The 14,322-nt window shown below is 71.0% G+C and carries 14 protein-coding genes; 5 read left to right on the top strand and 9 right to left on the bottom strand.

Annotated features, from left to right (window positions below):
• Positions 1-7 precede the first annotated feature (7 nt).
• The 4 genes from EFL95_RS09940 to pepN are packed head-to-tail and all read right to left on the bottom strand — an operon-like array spanning position 8 to position 7,533.
• Positions 8-3,031, bottom strand: coding sequence for an AAA family ATPase (locus EFL95_RS09940; RefSeq protein ID WP_123233812.1), 3,024 nt, complete (start codon positions 3,029-3,031; stop codon positions 8-10).
• Positions 3,031-4,197 carry an exonuclease SbcCD subunit D gene (locus EFL95_RS09945; protein WP_123233813.1) on the bottom strand — a complete coding sequence of 389 codons (1,167 nt, stop codon included), beginning with the start codon at positions 4,195-4,197 and terminating at the stop codon, positions 3,031-3,033. Before EFL95_RS09945 ends, EFL95_RS09940 begins: the two co-directional genes overlap by 1 nt.
• 37 nt (positions 4,198-4,234) lie before the next feature.
• Positions 4,235-5,068, bottom strand: a complete 834-nt coding sequence (locus tag EFL95_RS09950) for a formate dehydrogenase accessory sulfurtransferase FdhD (RefSeq protein ID WP_123233814.1) — start codon at positions 5,066-5,068, stop codon at positions 4,235-4,237.
• A complete protein-coding gene (gene pepN / locus EFL95_RS09955; protein ID WP_123233815.1) occupies positions 5,065-7,533 on the bottom strand; it encodes an aminopeptidase N in 2,469 nt (822 codons plus the stop codon). Before pepN ends, EFL95_RS09950 begins: the two co-directional genes overlap by 4 nt.
• A 57-nt stretch (positions 7,534-7,590) precedes the next feature.
• Between pepN and EFL95_RS09960 the strand changes: the two genes are divergently transcribed.
• A complete protein-coding gene (locus EFL95_RS09960; RefSeq protein WP_123233816.1) occupies positions 7,591-8,043 on the top strand; it encodes an OsmC family protein in 453 nt (150 codons plus the stop codon).
• Positions 8,044-8,046: 3 nt separating this feature from the next.
• Here EFL95_RS09960 and EFL95_RS09965 read toward each other — a convergent pair whose 3' ends face one another.
• Together EFL95_RS09965 and EFL95_RS09970 are read right to left on the bottom strand one after the other, a co-directional pair.
• On the bottom strand, positions 8,047-8,760 hold the full coding sequence (locus EFL95_RS09965) for a peptidylprolyl isomerase (RefSeq protein WP_246004887.1): 714 nt from the start codon (positions 8,758-8,760) through the stop codon (positions 8,047-8,049).
• Positions 8,761-8,825: 65 nt separating this feature from the next.
• Positions 8,826-9,662, bottom strand: a complete 837-nt coding sequence (locus tag EFL95_RS09970; protein WP_123233817.1) for an aldo/keto reductase — start codon at positions 9,660-9,662, stop codon at positions 8,826-8,828.
• A gap of 255 nt (positions 9,663-9,917) precedes the next feature.
• On the opposite strand from EFL95_RS09970, the gene EFL95_RS09975 reads away from it, so the two are divergent.
• The 3 genes from EFL95_RS09975 (at position 9,918) to EFL95_RS09985 (ending at position 11,731) form a co-directional block, all read left to right on the top strand.
• On the top strand, positions 9,918-10,742 hold the full coding sequence (locus tag EFL95_RS09975; protein WP_221176362.1) for an ArsR/SmtB family transcription factor: 825 nt from the start codon (positions 9,918-9,920) through the stop codon (positions 10,740-10,742).
• Positions 10,739-11,194, top strand: a complete 456-nt coding sequence (locus EFL95_RS09980) for an SRPBCC family protein (RefSeq protein WP_123233819.1) — start codon at positions 10,739-10,741, stop codon at positions 11,192-11,194. Before EFL95_RS09975 ends, EFL95_RS09980 begins: the two co-directional genes overlap by 4 nt.
• 75 nt (positions 11,195-11,269) lie before the next feature.
• Positions 11,270-11,731, top strand: a complete 462-nt coding sequence (locus EFL95_RS09985) for a VanZ family protein (protein ID WP_123233820.1) — start codon at positions 11,270-11,272, stop codon at positions 11,729-11,731.
• Here the strand turns inward: EFL95_RS09985 and EFL95_RS09990 are convergent.
• The 3 genes from EFL95_RS09990 to EFL95_RS10000 all read right to left on the bottom strand — a co-directional run bounded on the left by EFL95_RS09990 (position 11,658) and on the right by EFL95_RS10000 (position 13,879).
• Positions 11,658-12,836, bottom strand: coding sequence for an RNA polymerase sigma factor (locus tag EFL95_RS09990; RefSeq protein WP_123233821.1), 1,179 nt, complete (start codon positions 12,834-12,836; stop codon positions 11,658-11,660). The genes EFL95_RS09985 and EFL95_RS09990 overlap by 74 nt on opposite strands.
• Before the next feature lies 1 nt (position 12,837).
• Positions 12,838-13,257, bottom strand: coding sequence for a YciI family protein (locus EFL95_RS09995; RefSeq protein WP_123233822.1), 420 nt, complete (start codon positions 13,255-13,257; stop codon positions 12,838-12,840).
• A gap of 169 nt (positions 13,258-13,426) precedes the next feature.
• A complete protein-coding gene (locus tag EFL95_RS10000) occupies positions 13,427-13,879 on the bottom strand; it encodes a GNAT family N-acetyltransferase (protein ID WP_183407121.1) in 453 nt (150 codons plus the stop codon).
• A gap of 27 nt (positions 13,880-13,906) precedes the next feature.
• On the opposite strand from EFL95_RS10000, the gene EFL95_RS10005 reads away from it, so the two are divergent.
• Positions 13,907-14,260: a VOC family protein gene (locus EFL95_RS10005; RefSeq protein ID WP_123233824.1), complete on the top strand. Its 354-nt coding sequence runs from the start codon at positions 13,907-13,909 to the stop codon at positions 14,258-14,260.
• Positions 14,261-14,322: the final 62 nt, after the last annotated feature.

The following is a 14,322-nucleotide window of genomic DNA, read 5'->3' on the forward strand; positions in this document are numbered from 1 at the left end:
CGCCCGGTTAATGGTCACCCAGCGCCGCGCGCACGCTCGACCCGGTGCGGCCCTTGCTGACCTCGAGCTGGGTGCTGATCCGGCTGCGCAGCTCGGGCACGTGGCTGACCAGTCCCACCACCCGGCCTCCGTCACGCAGGCTGTCGAGGGTGTCCATCACGTCCTCGAGGGTGTCGGCGTCCAGCGAGCCGAAGCCCTCGTCGATGAACAGGGTGTCGATGTCGGTGCCGCCGGCCTCGTGGGCCACCGTGTCGGCCAGACCGAGCGCGAGGGCCAGCGAGACCACGAACGTCTCGCCGCCCGACAAGGTCGCCGGGTCGCGGGTCTCCCCGTTCCAGTCGTCGCGGACGCGCAGGCTCAGCCCGCCGCGCTGCTCGCCGACGCCACGGTCGTCGGAGTGCTCGAGCGCGTAGCGCTGGTCGGTCATCCCTGCGAGCCGCTCGTTGGCAGCGGCCACGACCTGGCGCAGGCGTTCGGCGAGGACGTAGGCGGCGAGGCGCATCCGGAGCGGGTTGTCGACGCTCTTGCCCTCGACCAGCGCGGCGAGCTCCGCCACCGTGCGGTGCCGCTCGCGCAGGGGTGCCCACGCGCGCAGCCGGTCCGCGGCGTCACGGGAGAGCACCCCGACGCGGTCCCGGCGCAGCTCGGCGGCGTGCCGGGCGGAGGCGGCGAGACGGGCGGCTTCGGCGAGCTGGGCGCGGGTGGCGGCCGTGCTCTCGAGCTCGACCGGTGCCGCGGACAGCGCCTCGGCCACCGCCGGGTCGGCGAGCACCTGCTCGGCGGTCCGGGTACGGACCTCGGCGCGGGTCAGCCGGTCCTGGGCGCGGTCGGCGTCCTCCTCGGGCAGCAGGGCGGACAGGGCGGCGGCGAGATCCTCGAACCCGGCGTCCAGCGCCGCGCAGCTCAGCTCGGCCTCGGCCTCGCGGGCCCGGCGATCGGCCTCGGCCAGGGCGTCCAGGTCGGCGACGGTGTCGTCGTAGCCGGCCGCCAGGCGGGCGCGCCCGGCCACGATGAGGGCCAGACCCGCCTCGGGGTCCTCCTCCGGAGCGGCGCCCGGGTCGGCGAGCACGGCCTCCCACTCGTCAGCGATGCCCTCCAGCAGAGCGCCGAGCTGGTCCTTCTCGGCAGCCAGGGCGGCCCGCTCGAGCAGCGCCTCGGCACGCTTCTGCTCGGCCTCCCGCAGACGGGCGCGGCAGGTCAGCTCGCGATCGGTGAGCACGTCGAGGGCGGCGACCAGCGGCTCGAGGCGCTCGGACTCGGCGCGGGCGGCGTCCAGGGCACTCGGCAGGCCGGCCCGGTCGACACCGTCGAGGCGCTCGTCGAGAACGGCCAGCTCGGACTCGAGACCGGAGAGCACCACCTCGCGGCTCTGCAGGACGAACGCCGCGTCCTCGTGGACCTTGCGAGCCTGGTCCTCGTCGCTGCGGTTGACGCTCCCCGCGGAGAGGGTGGCCGGGGACGGGTGCTCGGCGCTGCCGCAGACCGGGCACGAGCAGCCGACCGCGAGCTGTCCGGCCAGCTCGCCGGCCATGCCGTTGATCCGCGCCTCGCGGACGTCGAGGTAGATCTCGCGGGTGAGCTGGGCCTGCTCGGTCGCCTCGATGACGTCGGTACGAGCAGCGCTGAGCTCCAGCTCGACGAGCTCGGCCCGGCGGGCGGCGTGGTTGAGCTCGTCCAACCGGACGATCTTGCCGGCGACGACCGGGTGCCGTGCGGCGGCGGCGCGGGCCTCGTGGACGGCCGCGACGGCCTCGGTGATCACCGCCGGGAGCTCGGCGATGACCACCTCCAGCTCGGCGACGCTCGCCTCGAGGGACTGGAGCTCGGCACGCACAGCAGCGCTCCGTGCCTCGGCCTCACGGCCCGCCTCGGCCCGGGCAGCATGCGCCGACGCCCGGGTGTGGGCGGCGTGGGCGCGCCGCTGGGCGGCGAGCAGGTCGTCGCGGTCGACGTCGTCCGCCAGGCCGAGTGCTGCCAGGAACCCGACCCGTTCGGCCCACCGCTGGCGGGCGCGCTCGAGGGCCCGTCCGGCGTTCGTCGAGCTGCTGCTCAGGGCGGCGAGCGGCGCAGCCCGCCGGTGCTCCTCGAGGCGGTTCGCGAGTGCGGTCAGAGCATCGGCCTCGGACGCGAGCAGCGCCAGGTCCGCCTGCGCTGCCAGGGCACGCCTGCGGTGGTCGTGCTGCGCCGTCGCCAGGGTGAGAGCTGCCTCAGCAGCGGCCAGCGCCTCGTCCGCGGCGGTGGACCGGACCACTGCGGAAGCCGCGGCAGCGGTGCTGCGCTCCTGCAGCGCGCGCGTCCACTCCGTCACCGCGCCGGACTCGGCGGCACCGACCAGATCACCGGTCCAGCCGGGCTCGTTCGTCTCGCCGGCGGCCTCCCGCACCCGGTTCAGGGTCTCCAGGACCGCGTCGGCACCGGCCTCGCTGGTCCGGCGGGCCGCCGTACGACGCTCCACGAGCCAGCGCTCGACCCGTTCGAACCGGTCGGTGCGGAAGAGCTGCTGGAGCACGCTGTGCCGCTCGGCCGACGTCGCCCGCAAGAAGGCCTGGAACCGGCCCTGGGGGAGCATCGCGACCTGGGTGAACTGCGTCGCGGTCATGCCGAGCAGGTCGGTGACCAGCAGCCCGGCGTCGTCGAGCCGGTTGGTCAGCGTCGTCCAGGTGCCCTCCCGCAGCTCCTCGACCAGGACGCGGGCCTGCTCACGGGTCTCGCCGCTGCCGCGCAGCTTGGGGCGGTCCCAGGCAGGGGAGCGGGTGAACAGGAATTGGCGGTCGCCGATGCTCAACCGCAGGCTGACGCTGGGCGCGACCTGCGGCCCGGCGTGGTCGCTGCGCAGGTGCTTGGCGCCGGCGCGGTCACCGGGGACGGCGCCGTACAACGCGAAGCACACCGCGTCGAGCACGCTGGTCTTGCCGGCTCCGGTCGCCCCGGTCAGGAGAAACAGGCCCGCGGCGGACAGCTCGTCGAAGTCGACCTCGACGGTGTCGGCGAACGGCCCGAACGCGGTGACGGACAGGTGGTGCAGCCGCATCAGGCACCTACCTGGGTGTCGGCGTCCGGATCGGCTGCGCACGCCTCGCAGGCGTCCCGCAGCAGGTCGCTCTCGACGGCGGACGCGGGCTCCCCGCGCACGTCGGCCACGAACGCGAGGGCGATGTCGTGGTCGGAGCGTCCTTCGACCGGGCGCGCGGTCGAGAGGCCGTCGGTCGCTTGCAGGGCGAAGCCGAGGGCCACCAGGTGGGGGAACCGGGCCTGGAGCCGGGCCATCGCGCGCGCCGGTCGGACCGGGTCGGTCAGGGTGACCTGGAGCCAGGCGTCCTCGGCCTCGGCGTACCGGGGGTGGCTGAGGAGGTCGTCGATGGCGCCGGAGAGCCGGACCAGCCGCCGGGGGACCGGGGCGTCGACGAACTCGGCACTCAGGCCGGCGGCCTCCAGGTCGATCAGCCAGCAGCCCTTGCGGTGGGCTGCCTCGGAGAAGGAGTAGGCGAGCGGGGAGCCCGAGTAGCGGATCGAGTCGGTCAGCGTGTGCCGCCCGTGCAGGTGACCGAGCGCGACGTAGTCGATCCCCTCGAACACCGAGGTCGGGACGGCCGAGACCCCGCCGACGGCGATGTCGCGCTCACTGTCGCTGGCCTCGGTGCGTGCAGTTCCGCCGACCACGAAGGCGTGCGCCAGCACCACCGAGCGGGTCCCCGGCTCGCGGGTGGCCAGGTCCGCGCGGATCCGGGTCATCGCCTCGGTGAGCGCGGCCTGGTGGGAGCGGGTGCCCAGGTCCCAGGCGCGCTTGACCTGGTCCGGCTCCAGGTAGGGGATCCCGTAGACGGCGACGGGCCCGTGCGCGTCCTCGAGCAGGACGGGCACGTCGACGCGGTCGACGTCGGTGCGCAGGTGGAACCCGGCCGCGTCGGCGAGGCGGGCGTTGAACCCGAGCCGGCGCGCGGAGTCGTGGTTGCCGCTGGTCAGCACCACCCGTGCCCCGGTGGCGGCCAGGCGCGCGAAGGCGTCGTCGGCCAGGGCGACGGCGTCCACCGGGGGCAGCGCGCGGTCGTAGATGTCCCCGGCGATCACCACCAGGTCGACGGCGCGCTCGGTCACCGTCGTGATCAGGTGATCGACGAACGCGGCCTGGTGGCCCAGCATCCCCTGCCCGTGGAACTGGCGCCCGAGGTGCCAGTCGGAGGTGTGGAGGATACGCACGGCTCCACGCTAGGAGCACGGGCCGACAAACCGCGGGTCACACGCCGAAGCGAGCCGCCCCGGCGTACGCGACGCAGCGGTCCGAGCGGGTGAACCCGGCCAGGCCGACCCCGGCGCGCTCGGCCAGCGACACCGCGAGCGAGGACGGCGCACCGACGGCGACGACGGCGGAGATCCCGCTCACCACGGCCTTCTGGACGAGCTCGAAACCGACCCGACCGCTCAGCACCAGGACGGGGGGCACGTCCTGGCCCCCGAGCAGGCGGGAGCCGACCGCCTTGTCCACGGCGTTGTGGCGCCCGACGTCCTCGCGGACGACGACCGCGGTTCCATCCGTCTCGAACAGGCCGGCGGCGTGCAGTCCACCGGTCCGGTCGAAACCGGGCTGGGCCGCCCGCAGCGCCTCCGGCAGGGCGCGCACCACGTCGAAGGGGACCACCACGGTGCTCGCGACCGGTGCAGCCGCGCGCAGTGCGTCGTCGATCGACCCGGTCCCGCACACCCCGCACGCCGAGCTCACCGTCCGTGCCGCCGGCAGGTAGGCCGGAGCGACTGAGCTGTGCACGGTCACGACGTTGAACTCCTCCTCCTCGGCCAGGTCGGCGTCGGTGCAGTACCGGACGGACTCGATCGCAGACGCCGGCACGATCTGCTCGTGCACGAGCCACCCGGCTGCGAGCTCGAAGTCGTGGCCCGGGGTCCGCATCGTGACCGCGAGCCGCTCGGCGACGGCTCCGGGCCAGGCCAGCCTGATCTCCAGCGGCTCCTCGGTGGCCAACCGGTCCTCGTGCTCGGTGACCGTGTCCCCGTTGACCTCGACGACGCGGGTGCGCACCGTCGGACCGGGACGACGAGCCCGGGTGTCGCTCATCGGTGGTAGCGCTCCACGGCGCGCAGCCGGGAGCGCAGCTCGTCCCCGGCGTCGACGAGGACGCGGCGGATGCTGGCGTTGAGCTGCTGGTCCGCGATGAGGGCGTCGGTGCGGTCGACGACGTCCTGGTCGAGCTCGGTGATGGGGTAGAAGAACCGCGCCCCGTCGGCCAGCCCCCAGCCGGCGCGAACCGCCGTGGTGCCGGGCAGCTCGGCGAAGTACCGGTCGACGTACGGCCCGACCAAGGCCTCGTGTCCGGCCTGCCAGAACCCGGTACCGATCGCCTCGACCTCGTAGTTGGAGGCCGCGACCTCACCGGTGAAGCGCTGCCAGGCCCAGGCCTTCGCCTCCGGATCCGGGATCCGTGCGTGGCACCAGGCGTGCGCGACCTGGGACTTGGCGTCGTTGGCCAGCGCCAGCGCCCGGTCCAGCTCGTCGAGGTCGGTCCCGCCCAGGGAGGTCAGCCGCTGGAGCACCTTCCAGCGCACGCCGGCATCGAGCTCCATGCCGGGCCAGAGCCCGCCCTCGAGGAGCCCGCGCAACCAGTCGACGTCCTCGCCGGTGCCGATCGCTCCGTCGGCGGCCGCGAACTGGATCTCCGATCCTGCGGGTGCACTGTCGGCACGCTCCCGGAAGGCCCGGTGGATCCGCTCCCGAGCGGCGCCGGCGTCCCGCACCACCGGCAGCAGCTTCTCGTGGACCACGCCACGCGCGCCGTAGCCGTCGTCGGCCGCCCAGATCGCGAGGGTGTTCAGCGCGGTGTCCTGCTCCTCGCCCGGGATGCCGGCGACGAGCAGCTCGACGGCGACCGCAGGGTCCAGGGTGCCCTGGTAGACGGCGTTGCGCGCGGTGATCCAGAGCGTCGCGCGGAGCTGTTCGCCGACGCCCGGGAGCAACGTCGGAAGAGCAGCCGCGGTCACGTCGTCGAACGTCAGGTCGGCCCAGGCCTCGTCCGCCGGATCGAGCACGACCGGTGCGTCCTGCGGGATCTCCACCGGCGTCCGGGGAGACTCCACCAGGACCGACGAGCGCAGCCAGGCGCTGCCGTCCCAGACCGCCAGTCCCAGGTCGTGCCCGCGGTCCGCCGGGTCGGCGGCCTGGGCGGTCCGGACCAGGGCCCCGGCCGAACGGTCCAGCTCGATGCGGTCCAGTCCCGCGGTCCGCAGCCAGGCGTCGGTCCACGGAGTGAGGTCGCCGGCCCCGGCGCGCTCCCACGAGGTGAACAGGTCCTTCATCGTGGCGTTGCCGAAGGCGTGCTTCTCGAAGTGGTCGCGGACGCCGCCGAAGAAGACCTCGTCGCCCACCCGGCGGGCCAGCTGGGTGAGCACCGCCTGACCCTTGGAGTAGGAGATGCCGTCGAAGTCCTGGAGCGCCGCATCGGCGTCGACCGCGCCCGTGCCCGCGACCGGGTGGGTCGAGGGCCGTGAGTCCGCGGTGAGGCCCCAGTTCTTGCGCACCAGGGAGGCCCAGACCAGGGCGTCGGTGAACTCGGTGACCTCGGCGGTGACCCGGTTGCCCATGTACTCGGCGAAGGCCTCGTTGAGCCAGAGGTCGTCCCACCAGCGCGGGGTCACCAGGTTGCCGAACCACTGGTGCGCCATCTCGTGCGCGACCGTGGTCGCTCGCTGCACCCGCACACTGCGCGGAGCCTTCGTCGTGAAGAGCAGACCTTCGCGGAAGGTGACGCAGCCGGGGTTCTCCATCGCGCCGGCGTTGAAGTCGGGCACGAACGCCTGGTCGTACTTGTCGAACGCGTAGCGGATGCCGAAGACCCGGTGGAACTCGTCGAAGCACTGCCGGGTGATCGTGAACAGCTCCTCGGCGTCGACGTCCAGGGCGGCGGCCATCGAGGAGCGGCACAGGAAGCCGAGGTCGATGCCGTCGTGCTGGCCGGTGACGCGGTGGTACGGCCCACCGACCAGGGTGACGAAGTACGTCGACAGCGGCTGGCTCTGCCCGAACTCCCACCGCCCCGGCTCGACCTGCTCGCCGCGCGCGTTCGCGACCACGACCCAGTCCTGCGGCGCCAGCACGTGCAGGGTGTACGGCGCCTTGAGGTCGGGCTGGTCGAAGCAGGCGAAGACCGAGGGAGCCGCACTCATGAAGCTCATCTGGTAGACGTACGCGCGGCCGTCGCTCGGGTCCACGGCGCGGTGCAGGCCCTCGCCGTCGTTGCGGAACGCCATCGTCGCCGCCACCTCGAGCCGGTGCTCGCCGGCGGGGAGGGACAGGGGAAACCTGCCCTCGGACCACAGCGCCGCTGGCAGCGGCACGCCGTCCAGGGTGATCGACTCCAACGACTTCGCCTTGAGGTCCAGGAACGTGTCGCCGCCGCGCGAGGTCAGCTCGATGACCGTGCGGCTGGAGAACGTGTCCTCACCGCGCAGGTCCAGGGACACGTCGTACGACGTGAGCGTGATGAGCTCGAACCGGGCCACCGCTTCATCGCGTTGCAGGCTGCGCATCTCCCCACCCTAGGCTCGGCTGCCCGAAGACGTGAGGGGGCGTGGCAGTCTGTCGCCATGACCGACGCCACGTTGCCGGACCGTCCCACCTACCGCTACGTCGACCTCACCAAGATCGGCGACGCGCGCTACAAGGCCACCAACCGTCGCGGCGGGGTGCTGCCGATCGGGGAGGGCGACGACCCCGACTTCACCCCGGTCGAGCTGCTGCTGGCCGCGATCGCGGGCTGCACCGCGATCGACGTCGAGTACATCACCCGCAAGCGCGCGGTGGCCGAGTCGTTCTCGGTGCGGGCCGAGGGCGACAAGGTGCGCGACGAGAACGGCAACCACATGACCAACCTGCGTCTGATCTTCGACGTCACGTTCCCCGACGGCGAGGCCGGCGACGCGGCCCGGGAGAACCTGCCGGACGCGATCGCGAAGTCGCGGGACCGGATCTGCACGGTCAGCCGCACCGTCGCGCTCGGCAGCCCCGTCGAGATGGTGCAGTCCAGCGAGGTGGAGTGAGCCTCACTTCACGCTGGTGATCGTCACCGGCTCCTTGGGCGCGCCGTCACCGGGGCCCATCCCGCTCGGCGTACCGATGCCCTTGGCGGCGATCGCCTTGATGACCTTCAGGCCCGAGGCGTCCAGGTGCCCGAACACGGTGAAGTCCGGCGGGAACCGCGAGCTGCCGTAGACGAGGAAGAACTGCGACCCGTTGGTGTTCGGGCCGCGGTTGGCCATCGCGACGGTGCCGGTCCCGTAGGTGCAGTACGCCTGGCCGCCGGCGTTGCCGCAGGGCTGCAGGCGCGGGTCGTTGTCGAGCAGCTCGTCCTTGAAGGAGTACCCGGGCCCACCCTGACCGGTGCCCAGCGGGTCGCCGCACTGGAGCACGTAGTAGCCCTCGGTCGTCAACCGGTGGCAGGAGGTGTTGTCGAAGTAGCCCTGGGTGGCCAGCGCGACGAACGAGTTCACCGCGCACGGAGCCTGGTCGGGCTCGAAGGTGATCGGGATGGTGCCGCGGTTGGTGGTGATCACCATCGACGCCGGGTTCGCCGGGTCTGGCGTGCTGGGCGGCAGGTTCACGGGCTTGGCCGCCTTGGAACCGTCCTTGGTGTACGAGCACGGGCCGGAGTCGGCGGTCTTGTCGGCCGCCGGCTTCTTGGAGCCGCTCCCGCACCCGGCCACGAGCAGCAGCGAGACGAGCAGGAGCACCACGGCGGCAGTGAGACGTCGGATCACGGTGCGATGGTACGCAGAAGGCCGCGGGCACCTGCCCGCGGCCTTCTGGAGAAAACGCTGAGAAATCACATCTCGTAGTGCTCGTCCGGGTCCCCGCCGAACAGCCGGCCGTCCTCACGACCCAGGCCGCTGATGGCGTCGACCTCGTCGTCGCTCAGCTCGAACTCGAAGATGTCACCGTTCGCGAGCTGGTGCTCGGGCACGGTCGACTTCGGGATCGGGACCGAGCCGAGCTGGAAGTGCCAGCGCAGCACGACCTGGGCGGGGGAGACCCCGTGCGCCTCGGCGGCCGCACGGACGACGTCCTCCTCGAAGAGCGCCTTGGCCTTGGCCAGCGGGCTCCAGGCCACGGTGCGGATGCCCAGCGAGTCGTGAACCGCGCGCAGCTCGTCCTGCGGGAAGTACGGGTGCATCTCGATCTGGTTGACAGCGGGCACCACGCCGCTGGTGTCCATGATCCGGTCGAGGTGCTCGGCGCTGAAGTTCGAGACGCCGATGGTGGTGACCAGGCCGTCGCGCTGCAGGTCGACCAGCGCGCGCCAGGCCTCGCTGTACTCGTCCCGCTTCGGGTTCGGCCAGTGGATCAGGTGCAGGTCGATGTGCTCGAGACCGAGACGGCCCAAGGACTCGTGCGTGGAGACGATCGCGTCGTCGTACGCGTGGTGACGACCCGGCAGCTTGCTGGTGACGCGGAACTCCTGGCGCGGGACGCCGGAGCGGCGGATGGCCTCGCCCACGGTCATCTCGTTGCCGTAGTTCACGGCGGTGTCGAGGAGCCGGTAGCCGTTCTCAGCAGCGGTGAGGATCGCCTCGAGGCCGTCCGCTCCCTGGAGGCCGGTCGTTCCGAAGCCGACGGCGGGAAGCTCGGTGCCGTCATTGAGGTCATAAATCGGGATATCCATCGAACTCTCACGTTTCTGGTCGCAGGCCTTCAGGACTCGCTCGGCCACCTCGCTACTTCTCCCCGGTGACCGGGTTCGATCAAACCCTAGCGAGTCCTCGCGGCGCTGGCACGCTCTTCCGATAAGGAAATATCAGACTATCTAGACAATTCTTCGGGCACCGCGGGGCACATCTGGGCGCTGCGAGCCCCGATCTGCCGGCCAGCTGGGCCAGGGGATTGACTTATGCAGGCAAATACCTGCATATTAAGTCTCGTGAGCAGCGCAGACATGGATCCGGTCTTCAAGGCGCTGGCGGACCCCACCCGCCGGACGCTCCTGGACCTGCTGCGCGAGCAGAACGGTCAGACGCTGGGGGAGCTGTGCGCGCGGGTCGACATGACCCGACAGTCGGCGACCCAGCACCTGGACCAGCTCGTCGCCGCGAACCTCGTCACCGTCGTACGACGGGGGAGGGAGCGGTTGCACTACCTGAACCCGGCCCCGATCCACGAGATCGAGGAGCGCTGGATCTCCGGGTTCGACCGTCCGCGGCTGGAGGCACTCCGTGCCATCCGGCAGCGGGCAGAAGCGCAAGCACTGGAAACGCACGCCCTGGAAGAGAGAGCACTCATGGAAGCAACAGCTACGCAGATCCCGTCGTACGTGTACGTGACCTACATCCAGGCCAGCGCCGAGCAGGTCTGGGAAGCACTCACGGACGCCGACCTGACGGCCCGGTACTGGGGCCACCGCAACGTCTCGGACTGGCAGGTCGGGTCCGGCTGGGAGCACCAGCGCCTGGACGGTTCGGGCAACGACGTCGTCGGCACCGTGGTCGAGGCCGAGCCGCCGAGCCGGCTCGTGGTCACCTTCGAGGACTCACCGGACGAGGAGCGGGAGAACGGCCCGTCGCGCGTGGTTTTCGAGATCGCCGCGGACCAGGACATCGTCCGGCTCACCGTCACCCACGAGAACCTACCGAACGTGGAGATGCTCAACGGAATCTCGTCCGGGTGGCCGGCGGTCCTGGCGAACCTCAAGTCGCTGCTCGAGACCGGCAACGTGCTCTCGACCGCACCGTGGGAGATGGCCCGATGAACGCGACGAGCTTCGACATCGTGCACGAGGTCGGCGTCCGCGACGCCTCGCCGGACAAGGTCTACGACGTGCTGACCACGCTGGACGGCCTCGCGGGCTGGTGGGCCAGCACCACCGACGGGTCCCCGGAGCTGGGCGGCGTCATCGACTTCCACTTCGGTCCTGGCGACATCAACATGAAGGTCGTCGAGCTGGTTCCGGCCGAGCGCGTCGCCTGGGAGGTCGTCGGGGGACCGGAGGAGTGGATCGGCAGCACCGTGACCTTCGACATCCACCAGGACGGCGAGTGGACCATGCTCGTCTTCGCCCACCGCGGCTGGCGCGAGCAGGTGCCCTTCATGCACCACTGCAGCACCAAGTGGGCCGTCTTCCTGCTCAGCCTGAAGTCGCTGGTGGAGACCGGTACCGGAGCGCCGGACCCGCGGGACGTGAAGATCAGCAGCTGGAACTGAAGAGTTGTCCTCGCGGCCAGCAGATCGGTACCTGCGGCGGAGGGGAGGGGCGGCGATCCTGCCTAGCGTCGAGGCATGCGCTGGTTCTCCGCCTTCCTCCTCGCCCTGTACGCCGTCTTCGTCGCCCGCCTGACGCTGGCCGACCCGTCCGCCGGCCGCCCGGTCTTCTCCGCCTTCAACTACTGGTCCGAGCTCTTCGCCGGGGGGCGCCTGGACGGCTCCCAGCTCGAGGTGATCGCCAACGTGCTGCTCTTCGTGCCGGCCGGTCTGCTGCTGGCGATCGTGCTGGGCCGCCCGTTGCTCACGATCGCCCTGTGCGTCCTGGCCTCGACCGGGATCGAGCTGGCCCAGCGGACCTGGTTCCCGATGCGGGTGCCGAGCATCGCCGACGTCGAGCACAACGGATTCGGCGCGATCATCGGGGTGCTGATCTTCGCGGTCGTCGGCTGGGGGATCAGCTGGCTCAACGGCCCTGCGAGCCCGACGCCGGTCCCGACTCCTGGCCCTGCGCCGCGTTCAACCGGGCTGCCTGTCTGACCAGGTGGTCGCGCTCGGCCGTGTTCGGCGCCTGGCGAGCCGCTTCGGCGTACAGGCGGGCTGCCGTCCGTACGTCGCCGTCACGCTCGTGCAGGTGCGCCGACACCGCGGTGTAGCGGGGAAGTGCGGGGTCGAGCCCGGACAGGGCGGCCAAACCCGAGCGGGCACCGTCGGCCTCGCCGACCGCGACCGCTCGATTGAGCCGCGCGATCGGGGAGTCGGTCAGCCGGACCAGCTCGTCGTACCACTCGACGATCTGCACCCAGTCGGTCTCCTCGGCGCTCTGGGCGTCAGCGTGCAGGGCGGCGATCGCGGCCTGTGCCTGGAACTCGCCGAGCCGTTCCTGCGCCAGAGCCGTTTGGAGGATCTGCACCCCTTCGGCGATCAGCACGGTGTCCCAGAGCCTGCGGTCCTGATCGGCGAGAGGAACGAGTGACCCGTCGCTCCCGGTCCGCGCCGGTCGACGGGCATGGTGCAGCAGCATCAGCGCGAGCAGCCCCGAAACCTCGGGGTGATCGATCTGTGCCGCCAGCTGGCGGGCCAGGCGGATCGCTTCGGCTGCCAGGTCGACGTCGCCGGAGTAGCCCTCGTTGAAGACCAGGTAGAGCACGCGCACCACAGTGGCGACATCGCCAGGGGAGTCGAGACGGACCTCCGAGACCGTCTTCTTGGCCCGCGAGATCCGCTGGCCCATCGTCGCCTCGGGAACCAGGTAGGCCTCGGCGATCTGACGGGTGGTCAGTCCGCCCACTGCGCGCAGCGTGAGAGCCACCGCAGAGGACGGCGTCAGCGAGGGGTGGGCGCAGAGGAAGTAGAGCTGCAGCGTGTCGTCGAGACCGGATGCCGCCTCCGGGACCGGTTCTTCGGCGACCCGTTCCTCACGGCCGCGACGGGAGCCCTCCGATCGGGTGAGGTCGAGGAACTTCCGCCAGGCGACGGTCACCAGCCAGGCCTTCGGATCGCGCGGGGGATCCGAAAGCCACGAGCCGACGGCCTGGATCAGCGCCTCCTGGACCGCGTCCTCGGCCGCCGCGAAATCGGCTCCGCGGCGGACGAGGATCGCGATGACCTGAGGAGTCAGGGCCCGCAGCAGGGCTTCGTCCACCTCAGTGGCAGGTGGCGTCGGCGGCGGTCGGCGGCTCGGACATGACTGGGCGGACCTCGATCCACTCGTGGATCGGCTTGCCTCCGGCGCCCGGCGCTGCGGAGAGCTCGGCAGTGAGCTCGACGGCCCGCTCGTAGCTGTCGACGTCGATGAACATCCAGCCGGCGATCAGGTCCTTGGTCTCCGCGAACGGTCCGTCGGTGACCGGGGGACGTCCCTCGCCGCCGTACTGGACCCAGGCGCCCTCGGGCGCGACGGCCTCGGCCGCGACGAACTCGCCGCTCTGCTCGAGCCGGGAGGCGAAGTCCCGCATGAACTGGATGTGGTTGGTGATCTCCTCAGGCGTCCACTGGTCCATCGGCACGTCGTTCACCGGAGCAGGTGCGCCGTTGTAGTGCTTCAGCAACAGGTACTTGGCCATCTGCGAATCTCCTCGGTTGCGGTGCGACCCATTCTGGCCGCGTCTGTCCCAGGGACGGAGTCGTCAGACGCTTTCCTACATCTGAGGTGCCAGAAACCTGGAAAAGGGGAGGTGGAACCCGTTCTCCCGCGTAAACGTGTTGACATAATGTCCCTTATCGGCGACATACCTACTCACGGGGGTCTACCGGGAGAAGGGCCAGATCCACGTACTCAGCCCCGTCGACGACGTACCTGTCGATCTCACAGAACCAGTTCCCCACCGCGAACCGCATGCCGTCGACGTTCGCGACCAGGACGACGGTCTCGATCCGCTGCGAGCCGAGCTGACGTGCAACCTCCAGCATCTGTGCCAGGTATTCGGTCCCGTACCCCCGGTTCCTGTACTCCGGCAGGATCTTGACGATCACTGTTCGGGTGTCCGAATTGTCGGTAGGCGAGCGCACCGTGGCATTCCCGACCAGGTCCTCGCCCGCGTAGGCCAGGGTCAGAAGGTTCACCTGCCGGCGCTCGCTGATCTCCTCCGCCGACAACGGCGAGGCCGGAATGATCGTGTTGTGGATCTGCCTCCAGGCATCCTCGGTCTCCTCGGTGACCTCGACGATGCGCAGCTGCTTTCCCACACCGCCATCTTCGGTCATGCTGCGCCCATGGAACGTGTTCTGGGCATCGGCGGTTTCTTCCTGCGCGCGGACGACCCGGCAGCGCTGAACGCCTGGTACCGCGACGTGCTGGGTCTGGACGCTGGTGAGCACGGGATCTGGACCCAGGAACCCGGCCCGACGGTGTTCGCCACGTTCGACGCGGACACCGACTACTTCGGCCCGGGTTCGGCACCCAGCATGCTGAACTTCCGAGTTGCGAGCCTGGACGCGATGCTCGCCCAGTTGCGCGAGGGCGGCGCCGACGTCGCTGACCACGTCGAGGCGATGGAGGGTGTCGGTCGCTTCGGGTGGGTCACCGACCCGGCCGGCAACCGGATCGAGCTCTGGGAACCCGCCTGACGACACGCGGGTGAACATTGCCTGAAAACGCTTCCCAAACGGCACCGGAGGCGTTTTATTGC

Origin of the sequence: Nocardioides marmorisolisilvae, from assembly GCF_003725775.1 — a bacterium.
In the GTDB taxonomy this organism is placed as follows: Bacteria; Actinomycetota; Actinomycetes; order Propionibacteriales; family Nocardioidaceae; genus Marmoricola; species Marmoricola marmorisolisilvae.